General features: G+C 63.8%; 16 protein-coding genes. 8 read left to right on the top strand and 8 right to left on the bottom strand.

Translation table 11 applies throughout. The features are described from left to right. Positions 1–15: 15 nt before the first annotated feature. Positions 16–1,209, bottom strand: a complete 1,194-nt coding sequence (locus tag BSY16_RS09665) for an MFS transporter (protein ID WP_069059462.1) — start codon at positions 1,207–1,209, stop codon at positions 16–18. A 146-nt stretch (positions 1,210–1,355) separates the two neighbouring features. Here BSY16_RS09665 and BSY16_RS09660 point away from each other — a divergent pair, with 146 nt between their 5' ends. Further along, on the top strand, positions 1,356–2,249 hold the full coding sequence (locus BSY16_RS09660) for a LysR family transcriptional regulator (protein ID WP_069059461.1): 894 nt from the start codon (positions 1,356–1,358) through the stop codon (positions 2,247–2,249). Positions 2,250–2,342: 93 nt separating this feature from the next. Here the strand turns inward: BSY16_RS09660 and BSY16_RS31920 are convergent, their stop codons facing one another. The 4 genes from BSY16_RS31920 to BSY16_RS09645 all read right to left on the bottom strand — a co-directional run bounded on the left by BSY16_RS31920 (position 2,343) and on the right by BSY16_RS09645 (position 5,465). Continuing rightward, the gene (locus tag BSY16_RS31920) at positions 2,343–2,789 is read right to left on the bottom strand and encodes a hypothetical protein (RefSeq protein ID WP_150129918.1); all 447 of its coding nucleotides are present in this window, start codon (positions 2,787–2,789) and stop codon (positions 2,343–2,345) included. Positions 2,790–2,900: 111 nt separating this feature from the next. Continuing rightward, on the bottom strand, positions 2,901–3,674 hold the full coding sequence (gene tam / locus BSY16_RS09655; protein WP_069059460.1) for a trans-aconitate 2-methyltransferase: 774 nt from the start codon (positions 3,672–3,674) through the stop codon (positions 2,901–2,903). A 9-nt stretch (positions 3,675–3,683) separates the two neighbouring features. Continuing rightward, on the bottom strand, positions 3,684–4,334 hold the full coding sequence (locus BSY16_RS09650; RefSeq protein ID WP_069059459.1) for a haloacid dehalogenase type II: 651 nt from the start codon (positions 4,332–4,334) through the stop codon (positions 3,684–3,686). A 90-nt stretch (positions 4,335–4,424) separates the two neighbouring features. Continuing rightward, positions 4,425–5,465: a zinc-dependent alcohol dehydrogenase family protein gene (locus tag BSY16_RS09645; RefSeq protein ID WP_069059458.1), complete on the bottom strand. Its 1,041-nt coding sequence runs from the start codon at positions 5,463–5,465 to the stop codon at positions 4,425–4,427. A 183-nt stretch (positions 5,466–5,648) separates the two neighbouring features. Between BSY16_RS09645 and BSY16_RS09640 the strand changes: the two genes are divergently transcribed. Then, positions 5,649–6,533 carry a branched-chain amino acid aminotransferase gene (locus BSY16_RS09640; protein WP_069059457.1) on the top strand — a complete coding sequence of 295 codons (885 nt, stop codon included), beginning with the start codon at positions 5,649–5,651 and terminating at the stop codon, positions 6,531–6,533. Positions 6,534–6,771: 238 nt separating this feature from the next. On the opposite strand, the gene BSY16_RS09635 is transcribed toward BSY16_RS09640, so the two are convergent. Beyond that, positions 6,772–7,164 (bottom strand): hypothetical protein, encoded by a 393-nt coding sequence (locus BSY16_RS09635; protein WP_069059456.1) that lies wholly within the window; start codon positions 7,162–7,164, stop codon positions 6,772–6,774. 266 nt (positions 7,165–7,430) lie between these two features. Between BSY16_RS09635 and BSY16_RS09630 the strand changes: the two genes are divergently transcribed. The 3 genes from BSY16_RS09630 (at position 7,431) to BSY16_RS09620 (ending at position 8,714) form a co-directional block, all read left to right on the top strand. Beyond that, on the top strand, positions 7,431–8,033 hold the full coding sequence (locus BSY16_RS09630) for a superoxide dismutase (protein WP_069059455.1): 603 nt from the start codon (positions 7,431–7,433) through the stop codon (positions 8,031–8,033). Positions 8,034–8,151: 118 nt separating this feature from the next. Continuing rightward, a complete protein-coding gene (locus BSY16_RS09625) occupies positions 8,152–8,409 on the top strand; it encodes a CopG family ribbon-helix-helix protein (protein WP_069061468.1) in 258 nt (85 codons plus the stop codon). Further along, positions 8,406–8,714, top strand: coding sequence for a type II toxin-antitoxin system RelE/ParE family toxin (locus tag BSY16_RS09620; RefSeq protein ID WP_069059454.1), 309 nt, complete (start codon positions 8,406–8,408; stop codon positions 8,712–8,714). Before BSY16_RS09625 ends, BSY16_RS09620 begins: the two co-directional genes overlap by 4 nt. On the opposite strand, the gene BSY16_RS09615 is transcribed toward BSY16_RS09620, so the two are convergent. After that, positions 8,711–9,412, bottom strand: coding sequence for a helix-turn-helix transcriptional regulator (locus BSY16_RS09615; RefSeq protein ID WP_069059453.1), 702 nt, complete (start codon positions 9,410–9,412; stop codon positions 8,711–8,713). The genes BSY16_RS09620 and BSY16_RS09615 overlap by 4 nt on opposite strands. Before the next feature lie 121 nt (positions 9,413–9,533). Between BSY16_RS09615 and BSY16_RS09610 the strand changes: the two genes are divergently transcribed. Continuing rightward, positions 9,534–10,169 carry a LysE family translocator gene (locus tag BSY16_RS09610; RefSeq protein ID WP_069059452.1) on the top strand — a complete coding sequence of 212 codons (636 nt, stop codon included), beginning with the start codon at positions 9,534–9,536 and terminating at the stop codon, positions 10,167–10,169. Here the strand turns inward: BSY16_RS09610 and BSY16_RS09605 are convergent. Beyond that, on the bottom strand, positions 10,138–11,310 hold the full coding sequence (locus BSY16_RS09605; RefSeq protein ID WP_069059451.1) for a glycosyltransferase family 87 protein: 1,173 nt from the start codon (positions 11,308–11,310) through the stop codon (positions 10,138–10,140). The genes BSY16_RS09610 and BSY16_RS09605 overlap by 32 nt on opposite strands. A 189-nt stretch (positions 11,311–11,499) precedes the next feature. Between BSY16_RS09605 and BSY16_RS09600 the strand changes: the two genes are divergently transcribed. Both BSY16_RS09600 and BSY16_RS09595 read left to right on the top strand, forming a co-directional pair. Beyond that, positions 11,500–11,943 carry a c-type cytochrome gene (locus BSY16_RS09600; protein WP_069059450.1) on the top strand — a complete coding sequence of 148 codons (444 nt, stop codon included), beginning with the start codon at positions 11,500–11,502 and terminating at the stop codon, positions 11,941–11,943. 116 nt (positions 11,944–12,059) lie between these two features. Further along, the gene (locus BSY16_RS09595; RefSeq protein ID WP_069059449.1) at positions 12,060–12,968 is read left to right on the top strand and encodes a cytochrome c; all 909 of its coding nucleotides are present in this window, start codon (positions 12,060–12,062) and stop codon (positions 12,966–12,968) included. The last annotated feature ends 274 nt before the right edge of the window (positions 12,969–13,242 follow it).

Genomic DNA, 13,242 nt, shown 5'->3' with positions numbered 1-13,242 from the left:
CGGCGGACGAAGGTTTCAGGCCGGCTGGCAGGCGGCGTCCGGTGCGCTGCGTTCGCGGCGGTCGAGGGCGCCGCTCACCAGCGTCAGGCCAAGGGCCGCAGCGACGAGGATGGCGCCGACCCAGGGCGTTGCACCGAGGCCGAGTGGCGAGGCGACGACCAGCCCGCCGATCCACGCACCTGCGGCGATGCCGAGGTTGAAGGCGGCGATGTTGAGCGCCGAGGCAACGTCCACGCCGGCCGGGCGGTGGCGCTTGGCCATCTCCACGACATAGAGCTGGAGGCCGGGCACGGTGGCGAAGGACAGGAAGCCAAGCGCGGCGAGCGTGATCAGCACAAGCACCGGCGAGGGGGCGGTGAAGGTGAGAAGCACCAGCACAGCAGCCTGCAGGGCAAAGAGCACGGCCAGCGCCTTGACCGGTTCGCGGTTCGCCACCTTGCCGCCGACGATGTTGCCGAAGGCGATCGCCGCACCATAGAGCACCAGCACGAGGCTGACCGTATTGGCGCTGAGGCCGGTGATGTCCTGCAGGAGCGGCGACAGGAAGGTGAAGGTCACGAAGGTGCCGCCATAGCCGAGCGCCGTCATGGCGAAGACGATGAGCAGGCGGCCGGAGCCGAGCACGCGCACCTGTTCCATCAGGCCCGCCGGCTTTTCGCGGTTGAGGTTCGACGGCAGCAACAGGGCGATGGCGGCGAAGGCGATGAGGCCGAGACTGGCAACGGCCCAGAAGGTGGCACGCCAGCCGAACGTCTGGCCGATGAACGTGCCGAGCGGCACGCCGGTGACGATGGCGACGGTGAGCCCCATGAACATCATGGCGATGGCCGAGGCCCGGCGATCGGGGGCCACGAGATCGGCCGCGATGGTGGCACCGACGGAGAAGAAGACGCCGTGCGCGAAGGCCGACAGCACGCGGCCGACGAGCAGCATGCCGTAGCTTGGTGCCAGTGCGGCCAGCACGTTGCCGGCGATGAACAGCGCCATGAGGCCGACGAGCAGCGGCTTGCGGCCGAGCCTGCCGGTGAGCGCCGTCAGGATGGGCGCGCCGAAGGTGACGCCGAGCGCGTAGACGGAGACGATGAGGCCGGCAAGCGGCAGGGTGATGTCGAGGTCGGTCGCGACGGTCGGCAACAGGCCGACGATCACGAATTCGGTGGTGCCGATCGCGTAGGCCGCGACGGTAAGCGCAAAGAGAGCGAGAGGCATGGCAGGATCCTTGGCCTCCCGGCTTGGGATCCGGGCGGCTTGGCTTGGTTGCGATGTTGGTTCGGAGCGGAATATGGGGCAGGACCACTTGCGCGTTAATCCGGCGAAGTGGATAAGCATATATGAATTGAATTCAAAGGTGCTGTATGGACAACCGGGCCGGTGAAATGGAGGTCTTCGTGCTGGCGGCGGAGCTGAAGAGTTTTTCGGCCGCCGGCCGCAAGCTGCACCTGTCGCCATCAGCGGTGAGCAAGCTCGTCACCCGCATCGAGGACCGGCTCGGCGCGCGGCTCTTGGTTCGCACCACACGCCGGCTGGAACTGACGCCGGAGGGCGAGGTCTATCTCGGCAGGGCGCGGCGCATCCTGTCGGATATTGCCGAGACGGAGCGCATCGTGGCGGAGGGTTCCCGCGTCGTGCCGCGCGGGCCGCTCAGGGTCAATGCCTCGGTCGGCTTTGGCGAGCGCTGCATTCTCCCGCTCGTGCCGGCCTTCCTCGCGCGCTATCCGGATATCGAGCTGGACCTGACGCTGACGGACGGTGTCATCGACGTGATCGGCGAACGCACCGACGTCGCCATCCGCTCCGGCCCCTTGCGCGATTCCTCGCTGAAGGCGCGAAAACTGCTGGAAAGCCGCAAGGTCGTCATCGCCGCACCGGATTATCTCGCACGGCATGGCACGCCGCAGCACCCGGCCGATCTCGCCGCCCACAACTGCCTGCGCTTCAACTTCCGCCGCAGCATGGACGACTGGCCGTTTCTTGCAAGTGATGGGCAGACGACCGAAGCCTACGAGATCACCGGCAACATGCTGGTCTCCAGCGGCGCCATCCTGCGCCAGCTCTGCGTGGATGGCCTTGGCCTCGGCCGCATCGGGCGCTTCCACGTCGAGCCGGACATCGCCGCCGGAACGCTGGTGCCCGTGCTGGAGGATTTCAATCCGGGCGACATCGAGACCGTGCACGCCGTCTTCGCCGGACACGAGCATCTGGCCGCGCGCATAAGGGCATTCATCGACTTTCTGGCGGAAAAGATTTGAGCGCACTCAGGCTTTTTGACCGCGACTGCTGTCTATCCAGAAGTGCGGACAACCACGACGCCTTCGTGTTCAGGTCGACCGCTTCTCACGGCGTTAATTCGAAAAAAAATGCTCCATTGCGCTTGCCTTGCAGGCATGGGTCATTCCGATAACGGCGGCGTCTCGGCGCGTAACATCCGACTTCCCCCATAGTGCTTTCCCAGTCTTGCGATTTGGAGACGTTATTGACCGGAGAGTAGAGGGCAGGCTGTGATTCAAGCAGCCGATTACCAGTGCACGCACCGCTTTCAATCCGCATTCGCCCCCGCGCGCGTTAAGGAGGCCTCGCTTTATTTCACTAAGCTTTTGATCAACACCCCTCAAAAGAAAGAGATTCTCTTCTTTTGAAAAACCGCTCGAGGACAGCAACCTGCTTAGATTGGCGCGCTCTGCTGAAAATTGGATTTTTTGGCAAGCATCGATAGCGCGGGCAGACCATGCACTGGAGAGGAGAATGATGCCGGCAGCAATCGTGAATTTCTGGAAGTAGGAATTTGACATCTAAATTACTGTTCGAAGTGCGAATACTTCAAGCTCTGGTGGATTTGGAAGTCTGCTCGAAACCGATGAAGGATTTCGGCACCCAAATATGTGTTCGCGTAGCCGAGATATTCACGCCTTCACCGCCACGATGAACAGCCGTGGGAACCGCAACAGCCGCCGTCCATCGGCCATCGGCGCATAGGCCTTGGCGATGCGGCTTTCGTAGTCGGCGAGGAAGCCGTCGCGCTGTTCTGCCGGGATGCGCTCGACATAGGGACGCAGGCCTGTGCTTTTCACCCATTCGACGATCGCTGCCGCATCCGCCATCGGGTGGTTGTAGGCGGTGTGCCAGACGTCGACGCGCGCCGCCTTGGGGCCGAGCGCGTCCATATAGGCAGCCGGTGCGGGCAGCGGTTTGCGGCGCGGCGTGCCGTCGGCGAAGGCGGGGCGCCACGGGCCGGCCATCGCGCTTTCCTCCATCAGCAGATGTGACGGTTCGGAAAGATTGTCCGGCATCTGCACGGCGAGCACACCGCCGGGACGCAGGCTGTCCATCAGCTTCACCAGCACCGTCACATGGTCGGGAAGCCATTGAAACACGGCATTGGCGTAGAGCAGGGCGGCCGGCTCGGGCGCCTGCCATTTCGCCAAGTCGCACTCGACGAAATCCACGCCCGGCAGGCGGTTTCGCGCGGCCTTCAGCATGTCGCTCGCATTGTCGACGCCCTTGACGCCGCGGCCCGGGAACCGCTCCACCAGCAGCTCCGTGGAATTGCCCGGTCCGCAGCCGAGGTCATAGACCGTCCCGGCCGGAAGATCGGCCGGCACCTGCGCCAGCAGGTCGCGGGCAGGGCGCGTGCGTTCGTCTTCGAATTTCAGATATTGCGCGGCAGACCAGGCCATGGATTTTCCTCAGAGGCTGTCGAGCGAGGGCAGGATCAGCGCCGGGCCGAGGTCGAAATATTCGTCCGGCATATTGCTGCGGTTGATCCAGACGGTGCGGAAGCCGAATTTCGTGGCCCCCGCAATGTCCCAGCGATTGGAGGACTGGAAGGAGACGGCGTTCGGATAGAGCCGGTAGTTGGTCGTCACGAGGTCGTAGACGGCGGGCGCCGTCTTGTAGGTCTTCAGCGCGTCGACGGAAAAGATGTCGTCGATGACGGTGTCGAGCGCGGCGTTCTTCACGGCGGAGGCCAGCATGGCGGGCGAGCCGTTGGAGAGGATGGCGATATGCGCGCCCCGCTGCTTCAACGCCTTCAGGACAGCCGGCACTTCCGGGTAGCAGTCGAGCTTCCAGTAGGCGTCGAGCAATTTCTGGCGCAGCGCAGGGTCGACGCCGCCGATGCGCTGGAAGGTGAAGTCGAGCGCCTGTTCGGTGAGCTGCCAGAAGTCGGCATAGGCGCCCATCAGCGCGCGCGTCCAGGAATATTCGAGCTGCTTGGCGCGCCAGACTTCCGAGAAAAGCTGGTAGTTCGGCCCGACATCGCCCGCATGGCGGCGCACTGCCGCATGCACGTCGAACAGCGTGCCGTAAGCGTCAAAGACATAGGCGGCGTGGGACATGGGCGGCGATTCCTTTCGGGCATTGTCAAGCGAGATTGACGGCTATCGCGCAAGGAATGTCAATCACATAGCACGGCCGGCGGCCCGCCCTCAGAACCGCGTGATCACGCTGATGCCGAGGTCGGTCGCCTTGTCCATCGCCATCAGCGCCGGCACCGCCTCGTCGAGGCTGATATGGCGGCCGATCAGTTTTTGCGGGGCGAGCTTGCCGCTTTCGATCATTGCCAGCATGGCGTCGTAGCGCCAGGCCTGCATGCCGTGGCTGCCGTAGATTTCCAGTTCATGGCCGATGACCTGCGCCATGGGGATCTGCGGCGTCGCATGGTCGGCGAGCATCAGCCCGACCTGCACATGCCGGCCGCGGCGGCGCAGGTTCTTGATCGAGTTGAAGCAGGTGACGGGCGAGCCCAGCGCATCGACGGAGGCATGCGCCCCACCGCCGGTAATATCGCGCACGGCCTCGGCGACATCCGCGACCTCGCGGGCATTGACGGTGGCGACCGCGCCCATCTTCTTCGCAAAATCCAGTTTTTCGGCGGAAATGTCGATGGCGATCGGGTTGGCGCCGAGGGCTGCGGCAATCATGATTGCGGAAAGGCCTACGCCACCGCAGCCATGCACCGCCACCCATTCGCCGCCCGTCACCCGCGCTTGGTCGACCACCGCGCGGAAGGAGGTGGCGAAGCGACAGCCGAGGCTGGCGGCGGTGGCATAGTCGATCGCCTCCGGCAGATGTACGAGATTGTGGTCGGCATAGTCGATCGCGACATATTCCGCGAAGGAGCCCCAATGGGTGAAGCCCGGCTGGAACTGTTCCTCGCAGATCTGCTGGTTGCCCGAACGGCACTCGCCGCAATGGCCGCAGCCGGAGACGAACGGCACCGTCACGCGCTGGCCTTCGCGAAACCGGCGCACCTCCTTGCCGACGGAAAGCACCGTGCCGGCCAGTTCATGTCCCGGCACATGCGGCAGGCGGATATCCGGGTCGTGCCCCATCCAGCCGTGCCAGTCGCTGCGGCAAAGCCCCGTCGCCTCCACCTTGATCACCACGCCGCCCGGCGTCGGGGTCGGGTCGGGCAGGGTCCGGATTTCCGGTGTCACCTCGAAGGCTTCGTAATACATCGCGCGCATGCTGTTTCTCCCTTTGTATCTGTATCGCATGCACCCCACGGCCCCTCAACCATGCGACCCATGATAAGGCCTGATACACCCATTCAACATCTTGAATGGACAAGCGGCGCCGGCTGTCGGAAGGCATTTCTGGCTTGACCAGCCGCAATGGTCGGGCCTTGATGGGCGAAAAGGAGTATAAAAATGCCAGTCGATACCTCACCACGCACGACGACCTGGACCTTCGTGGACGGCGAATGGATTTCGGGCAACCCGCCGCTCATCGGCCCCACCTCGCATGCCATGTGGCTCGGCTCGACCGTGTTCGACGGCGCCCGCTGGTTCGACGGCATCGCCCCGGACCTCGATTTGCATTGCCAGCGCGTCAACCGCTCTGCCGAGGCACTCGGCCTCAAGGCGACGATGAAGGCGGAAGAAATCGAGGCGCTCGCCTGGGAAGGTGTTGCAAAATTCGACGGCAAGACGGCGATCTACATCAAGCCGATGTACTGGGCCGAGCACGGTTCCGCCACCAGCGTCGTCGCACCGGACGCGGAATCGACCCGCTTCGCGCTCTGCCTGTTCGAGGCGTCGATGGGCGACCCGAAGGCCGCTTCGTCGATCACCGTCTCGCCCTTCCGCCGCCCGACGGTGGAATGCATGCCGACGGACGCCAAGGCCGGCTGCCTCTACCCGAACAATGCCCGCATGCTGGTGGAGGCGAAGAAGCGCGGCTTCGACAACGCGCTAGTGCGCGACATGCTGGGCAATGTCGCCGAGACCGCCTCGTCCAACATCTTCATGGTCAAGGATGGCGTCGTCTTCACCCCCGCCGCCAACCGCACCTTCCTCGCCGGCATCACCCGCATGCGCGTCATCGGCCTGTTGAGGGATGCCGGTTTCGAGGTGGTCGAGACCACGCTGACAGTCGCCGATTTCGAGACGGCCGACGAGATCTTCACCTCGGGCAACTATTCCAAGGTCGTGCCCGTGACACGCCTCGACGATCGCGACCTCCAGCCCGGCCCGATCACCGCCAAGGCGCGCGACCTCTATTTCGACTGGGCGCATTCCAACGGGGATGCCTGAGCACGGAATGCATGGATGACAAGAGCCGGTCGAGAGGTCGGCTTTTGCGTTAAGGGCATCGCCTTGGACGTACGTCTGGCGCACCACCTTTCCGCCGTCATCCTCGGGCTTGACCCGAGGATCCACCTCCACCGCACACGCTGTCCATGTGGCATGGATCCTCGGGTCAAGCCCGAGGATGACGACGGAGAGGGGTGCGTGCCATCGTTAGAGAACAGGCACCCTGTAAAGCGCAGCCTCACTCCTGACCGGCTGCATCCTCCGTCTTGTTGTCGCCCGTCGCGGCCTTCTCCTTGGCGATCGCCTCGCGTTCGCTTTCACGCACCACATGCAGGAATTCCGCGGCAATCGGCGGCGACACCTGCACCGTCTTCTTCTGCTTGTCGTAGATGCAGACATAGGTGATCTGGCTCTTCGATTCCGGCGACAGCCCCTCGATGGCGGCGATGCCGAAGGATTCGGTGCCGGTCGGCTCGACGAAGACGTTGGGCGTGCCGAGCGCCTCCGGCAGGCTCGCCAGGCAGCTCTTTTCCACATCGGCGCGGAATTCCTCCCAGGCATCCGGCGAGGAGGCGTGGGCCGCCGGGGCGGCGAGCGAAAGGGCAAGGCAGGCGAGGGGGATGGCGCGCATGGGAGGCTCCGTGTTGCGAGGGTGTCGGACAAAATGTCTCGAATCGGATTTCGTTCCGCTTCGTCATTGATCTGACACGCAAAACCGGAATGATTTTGTCGCCTGTCAGGAAAATTTGGAACCCGGGCGGTTGCCTCTTCCGGTTGCCGCTCCTATGTTCCGCTCACGGATTTCCTTGAAAAAAATTCCGTCGCCGGAGCAGTTCCAGCAAAGCGAAACAGTTTTGCGTGTTGCGAATTGCGCCTAAACAATGAGGAGACATCACGATGGCTTTCGAACTTCCGCCGCTTCCCTATGATTACGATGCGCTTTCGCCCTTCATGTCGCGCGAAACGCTCGAATATCACCACGACAAGCACCACAAGGCCTATGTCGACAACGGCAACAAGCTGGCGGAAGAAGCCGGCCTGGCGGATCTGTCGCTCGAAGAGATCGTCAAGAAGTCCTACGGCACCAACCAGGGCCTCTTCAACAATGCCGGCCAGCACTACAACCACGTCCATTTCTGGAAGTGGCTGAAGAAGGACGGCGGCGGCAAGAGCCTGCCGGGCGTCCTGCAGAAGGCGGTCGATTCCGATCTCGGCGGCTACGACAAGTTCAAGGCAGACTTCATCGCTGCCGGCACCACGCAGTTCGGCTCCGGCTGGGCCTGGCTCTCCGTCAAGGACGGGAAGCTCGCCATCTCGAAGACCCCGAACGGCGAAAACCCGCTGGTACACGGCGCAGAGCCGATCCTCGGCGTCGACGTGTGGGAACACTCCTACTACATCGACTACCGCAACGCCCGCCCGAAGTACCTCGAAACCTTCGTCGACAGCCTGATCAACTGGGACTACGTCCTGGAGCGCTACGAAGCCGCTACGAAGTAAGCTTTTTTGCTTGCTTGAGTTTGCGAAACCCCGGTCGGCAACGGCCGGGGTTTTCGTTGTCCTGTGCAAGGCCGATGGAATGTGTTAGTTTGTACACAACGCAGCACAGGTGATGGATATGAGCAGCACGACGATGACCATCCGTGTCAGCGCGGATCTCAAGGAAAAGCTCGACAGGCTCGCGGTGGATACGCGGCGCAGCCGCTCGTTCCTCGCAGCCGAAGCCGTTTCAGCCTACGTCGCCAAGGAACTTGCGATCGTCGAGGGCATAAACGAGGGGCTGGAGGACATTCGCAACGGGCGAACGGTTTCGCACGGCGATGCCATGTCGGACCTGTCCTCCATCATAGACGTGGCTGAACGCGCTCGGTCATGAAACGACCCGTCCGGTGGTCCCGCGCCGCCCTTGAGGACCTGAAACAACAGATACGCCATATCGCCCGCGACAATCCCGCCGCCGCGCGCTCGGTCGCCGAGCGGATTGATGCCCTGGTTGTTGCGCTCGGGAACCGCCCAATCGGGCGGCCGGGTCGGGTTGGGGGAACCTACGAGAAGTCGGTGGTTGGACTTCCCTACATTATCGCCTACTGCATCGAGACGGTCGAAGGGAACGAGACATTGTTCATTCTCCGGGTCCTTCACACGGCGCGCGATTGGCCGCCTGACGAGTGGCCGGGCTAGAGGCGTGCTGCTTGCGCGTTCTCCGCCCAGCCTGAAATCCACATCTGCCGCAACCGATCCCCTTCGCCGTGGAAATGCGCCCCCGTCGCCGCGCAGACGGCCACCCGGTCGGCGCGGAAATTGCGCATTGCCTCGCGCAATTCGCACCAGCCGACGATGTTGGCCGTCTCCGAATAGTAGATGAGGGCGATGGGGCGGATCGCGCGCTCGGTGGCGCGGCCGTATTCGTCACGGTAGTCGATGAGAAGCTTTTCCTCGTCGCGGATGGCGCGGCGCACGGTCGCGAGGTCGATGCCCTCCGGCTGGCGCGGCGTCGTGCCCCAGGCGTGCAAGGCGCGGGCGGAAAGCGTCTGGCGCAGCGGCGGTGGCACCGCGCCGGCGATCTTGTCGCCGACCCTGCGGGCGGCGGCCTGTAGTTCGGTGTCGCCGGTGCGCTCCAGAAGCGCGAGCGCAAGGACGATGGCTTCGGTCTCCTCGATGGAAAACATCAGCGGCGGCAGGTCGAAGCCTGGGCGCAGGATATAGCCGATGCCACGCTCGCCCTCGACCGGCACGCGCATGGCCTGCAGGGCTCCGATATCGCGATAGATTGAACGCACCGTCACCTCCAGCCGCTCGGCGATGTCAGCCGCCGTGACCGGGTTGCGGGCGAGCCGCAGGATCTGGATGATCTCGAACAGCCGCGAGGCCTTGCGCATGGCTTTCCTCCATCACAACTGACACAGCCCTGTCAGTTGGCCTTCGCTATACCACACCTCAAGCGCTTGAAACAAAAGGTGGCATAAGGCTGCGGCGCAAGGAAAGACACGGGCAACTGACATGACCTACAGCGAAAACCTCTGGCTCTTCTTCCTGCTTGTCTCGGGCATCATCATCGTGCCGGGCATGGACATGGTCTTCGTGCTGGCGAGTTCGCTCTCCGGCGGGCGCAAGGCCGGGCTCTCGGCGACCTTCGGCATCATGGCCGGCGGGCTGATCCACACGCTCTATGCAGCGCTTGGCGTCGGCATGCTGCTACATTTCGCGCCCAAACTCTTCAACGTGCTGCTCGTCCTGGGGGCTGTCTATGTCGCCTATATCGGCTGGCGCCTTTTCCGCTCGTCGATCGTCGTCGATGCCGTCGACAGCCTCGACCGGCGCGGGCTTGTCACCCGGTTTCGCCAGGGCGCGCTGACCAGCCTGATGAACCCCAAGGCCTATCTTTTCATGCTCGCCGTCTTCCCGCAGTTCCTGCGCCCGGAATTCGGCCCGCTCTGGCGCCAGACGATCGTCATGCTGCTGATGATCTGGGTCACGCAGCTCGCCGTCTATGGCGGACTGGCGCTCGCGGCGGCCCGCAGCCGCGACGCCTTGATCGGCAACCCCGCCGCCACCCGCTTCATCGGCCGCGCCGCCGGCGTGCTCCTGGTGGCAATCGCCGTGGTTACGGTGTGGAAGGGGTGGGGGAGCGTGTAAGACGCGGCAGGGCACCCTCCTGGTGGAGAAGTACAAGCCATGCCAGCAGAATGACGAGCGGCGCGATCGGCCAACCGACAATGCCCAGTATGGGCATCAGCAGCGGCATGGAAACAAGAACGATCAGCCCGATGCGTTGCGCTGGTGAAAACCGGCCGTGATCAACCCAGAGCACGGCCGCGACGGCAAGCGCGACGATGTCGTAGCTGAGAAGGTAGGGCACGACGAGCGGCGTCGCGAAGACGGTACTCGCAGCGCGCGCCGGGCCGCGGGCAAGGCGCGGGAGGCTGAAGCCATAGAGCGCCAGCACCGCCAGGGCGAACGGAACATGGAAGGCGAATGCCGTCGTCGCATCGCCGCCGAGGCTGCGGACGGATCCGAACACCGTGGGCATCATATAGAGGAACAGCCCCTCGAACTGCCGCATGATGACGGTCTGATAGGGAACGACATGGGCGATGTAGCCGGCCCATGCCTCCACCCCGTAGACCAAGGCCGACACCAGGACCAGCACGGCGGTGGTGAGGCAGGCGCTGATGATGACCCGCCACTGGCGTTCATACAGAAGCAGAAAGGGAAGGAGCACGCCGAGCTGCGGCTTCACGGTCAATAGCCCCAGGCAGATGCCGGCGATGACCGGGCGTTTGTCGCGCAGGGCAAGCCCTGCCAGCATGAACGCGCCGAGCAGGAAGCCGTTCTGCGCGGTGATGGCGTTCGTCAGAACCGCCGGCAGCAACAGCACAAGTTGCCACCATCCGAGCCGCCGGCAGGCGATATGCACCGCGCCACACAGGATGAGGGCCGTCCCGAACAGGAACGCGAGATATGCGACCTTGTAGGGGAGAAGTCCGAGCGGCTGCATGAGAAGTAGGTAATGCGGCGGATAGCTCCAGGAATGCCAGGGATAATCCGCCCCGAAGAATGCTTGCATATGCGCGAAATAGGTCTCGTGCGGCGCGAAGACCTCAAGCACGCGGCCTTCGAACGCGAGCCGGGGAGCAACCCAGTAGTTGGCAAAATCCTTGTTGGTCCAGTCCATGGTCAACTGGCCGGGCTGGAGGCCGACGATTGTTATCCAGGCAGCGCCGGCAAGAGCGGCGGCAATCGCGACGCACCACAGAGGATCGACGGCTTTTTGCATGCGGGGCAGGCTCTCCGGGGCGGCGATCTCCAGAAGGTGTCACGGCGGAGTAAAGGAACGCTTGACGCTCGGCCTGCGCAAACCATCAAAAAGAATTTACTGCCTGGAATCGTTCAAAATGCAATCATGCCCCCGCATCGTAAACCGGCGGCGCGGCGAAGACCGGCCGCCAGCAATCGGGAGAACTCGATGAAGTTCAGGATTTTGGCGGCCGCAGTCGCGCTTGCGGCCATTGGCGCAGGCGCTGTCGTTGCGGCGGATGAGCCGCAGGTTGTCCGTCAGGACATGATGAAGAAGGTCGGTGGCGCCATGGGTGCGCTTGCCGGTATCGCCAAGGGCGAAAAGCCCTACGATGCGGAGATCGTCAAGGCATCGCTGACGACGATGAGTGAAGTCGCAAAGGCTTTCCCGGACCAGTTTCCGGCCGGCTCCGAGACGGGCCATGAAACCGAGGCGAGCCCAAAAATCTGGGAAGCGATGGACGACTTCAAGGCGAAGGCTGCCAAGTTCGGCACCGATGCGGATACCGTGCTTGCCGGCCTTCCGGCAGACCAGGCGGCCGTTGGTGCAGCACTCGGCGTGATCGGCCCCAACTGCGCAGGCTGTCATGAGGTCTACCGCGTCAAGAAATAAGCGGTAGGCCGGCTCCACTCGAAGAAACGCCATCGTCCCGGCCCAGCCTGCCGGGGCGATGGTTTTACGTCAGTATGCCGCTGGAACACGATTGCGGCTGGCGAGAGGGAACGTTCATGGCACTCAAGAAACTCCTCGGCGGCCTCGTCGTGCTGGGCGCGATCGGCGCAGGCGCCTTTCTCTTCATCACCGCACCGGAACGACTGCCGGCGGAAGTCTGGGCGTCGGCAGGCGAGCCGGACCTCGCCAATGGCGAGCGCATTTTCTACGCGGGCGGCTGTATCAGCTGTCATGCGGCACCGGGTGCTGCGGACGACCAGAAGCTGGTGCTCGCCGGCGGCCTTGCCCTGAAGAGCCCGTTCGGCACCTTCCACGCCCCGAACATTTCGCCCGACGAGACGGCCGGCATCGGTGCCTGGACGCTGGCGGAATTCGGCGATGCGATGAAGCGCGGCACAGGCCGCGATGGCGAACATCTCTACCCCTCCTTCCCCTACGCCTCCTATGCGCGCATGACGGTGAAGGACGTCGGCGACCTCTACGCCTACCTGAAGACCTTGCCGAAAAGCACGAATGTCGCGCCGGAGCATGACCTGCCGTTCCCGTTCAACATCCGCCTGGCGCTCGGCGGCTGGAAGTTCCTGTATCTCAACGACGCTCCGCGCGTGGAACTGGCGAACGCCGACGATCAAGTGAAACGCGGCCAGTATCTCGTCGAAGGACCGGGGCACTGCGGCGAGTGCCACACGCCGCGCGACATGCTCGGTGGCCTGAAGACGGATCAATGGCTGGCGGGCGGACCGAACCCGGAAGGCGAAGGCCGCGTGCCCAACATCACGCCCGCCGAAGGCGGCTTCGGCAGCTGGAGCGCCGGCGACATCGTCAGCTACCTCGAAACCGGCTTCACCCCCGACTTCGACAGCGTCGGCGGCGCCATGGTGTCGGTGCAGAAGAACATGGCACGGCTGCCCAAGGAAGACCGCGAGGCGATCGCGGCGTATCTGAAGGCGGTGCCGGCGCGGTGAATTGATTGCGCGGTTTCCGATGAGCCGCGCCGCCTTCCTGCGGGGGGCGGGAAAGCGGGCTATCGGCCCGAAGCGGTCATTGCAGGACGGGGTTGGGTTTGTTTGAGATGGGGTGGAGAGCGGTCTGACCGCTTTCAGGCTGACGGGGGATGAAGCGGCCATTCGGCATCGCAAAGGTCGGTCGCGTAGGACCGACTTTTGCACCTGACCTTTGCGACGGAAATTCCACTGAAAATCCAGCGCGGCTGGCCTGCTCGCAAAACGTGGGAATTGT

Origin of the sequence: Sinorhizobium sp. RAC02 (assembly GCF_001713395.1) — a bacterium.
Classification (GTDB): domain Bacteria; phylum Pseudomonadota; class Alphaproteobacteria; order Rhizobiales; family Rhizobiaceae; genus Shinella.
The sequence above is the reverse complement of the archived record's forward strand: the minus strand, read 5'-3'. Positions and strand labels throughout refer to the sequence as shown.

Coding starts and splice junctions, on each gene's coding strand:
- BSY16_RS09665 (WP_069059462.1), bottom strand. CDS start 1,209: ATGCCTCTCGCTCTCTTTGCGCTTACCGTCGCGGCCTACGCGATCGGC.
- BSY16_RS09660 (WP_069059461.1), top strand. CDS start 1,356: ATGGACAACCGGGCCGGTGAAATGGAGGTCTTCGTGCTGGCGGCGGAG.
- BSY16_RS31920 (WP_150129918.1), bottom strand. CDS start 2,789: ATGTCAAATTCCTACTTCCAGAAATTCACGATTGCTGCCGGCATCATT.
- tam (WP_069059460.1), bottom strand. CDS start 3,674: ATGGCCTGGTCTGCCGCGCAATATCTGAAATTCGAAGACGAACGCACG.
- BSY16_RS09650 (WP_069059459.1), bottom strand. CDS start 4,334: ATGTCCCACGCCGCCTATGTCTTTGACGCTTACGGCACGCTGTTCGAC.
- BSY16_RS09645 (WP_069059458.1), bottom strand. CDS start 5,465: ATGCGCGCGATGTATTACGAAGCCTTCGAGGTGACACCGGAAATCCGG.
- BSY16_RS09640 (WP_069059457.1), top strand. CDS start 5,649: ATGCCAGTCGATACCTCACCACGCACGACGACCTGGACCTTCGTGGAC.
- BSY16_RS09635 (WP_069059456.1), bottom strand. CDS start 7,164: ATGCGCGCCATCCCCCTCGCCTGCCTTGCCCTTTCGCTCGCCGCCCCG.
- BSY16_RS09630 (WP_069059455.1), top strand. CDS start 7,431: ATGGCTTTCGAACTTCCGCCGCTTCCCTATGATTACGATGCGCTTTCG.
- BSY16_RS09625 (WP_069061468.1), top strand. CDS start 8,152: ATGAGCAGCACGACGATGACCATCCGTGTCAGCGCGGATCTCAAGGAA.
- BSY16_RS09620 (WP_069059454.1), top strand. CDS start 8,406: ATGAAACGACCCGTCCGGTGGTCCCGCGCCGCCCTTGAGGACCTGAAA.
- BSY16_RS09615 (WP_069059453.1), bottom strand. CDS start 9,412: ATGCGCAAGGCCTCGCGGCTGTTCGAGATCATCCAGATCCTGCGGCTC.
- BSY16_RS09610 (WP_069059452.1), top strand. CDS start 9,534: ATGACCTACAGCGAAAACCTCTGGCTCTTCTTCCTGCTTGTCTCGGGC.
- BSY16_RS09605 (WP_069059451.1), bottom strand. CDS start 11,310: ATGCAAAAAGCCGTCGATCCTCTGTGGTGCGTCGCGATTGCCGCCGCT.
- BSY16_RS09600 (WP_069059450.1), top strand. CDS start 11,500: ATGAAGTTCAGGATTTTGGCGGCCGCAGTCGCGCTTGCGGCCATTGGC.
- BSY16_RS09595 (WP_069059449.1), top strand. CDS start 12,060: ATGGCACTCAAGAAACTCCTCGGCGGCCTCGTCGTGCTGGGCGCGATC.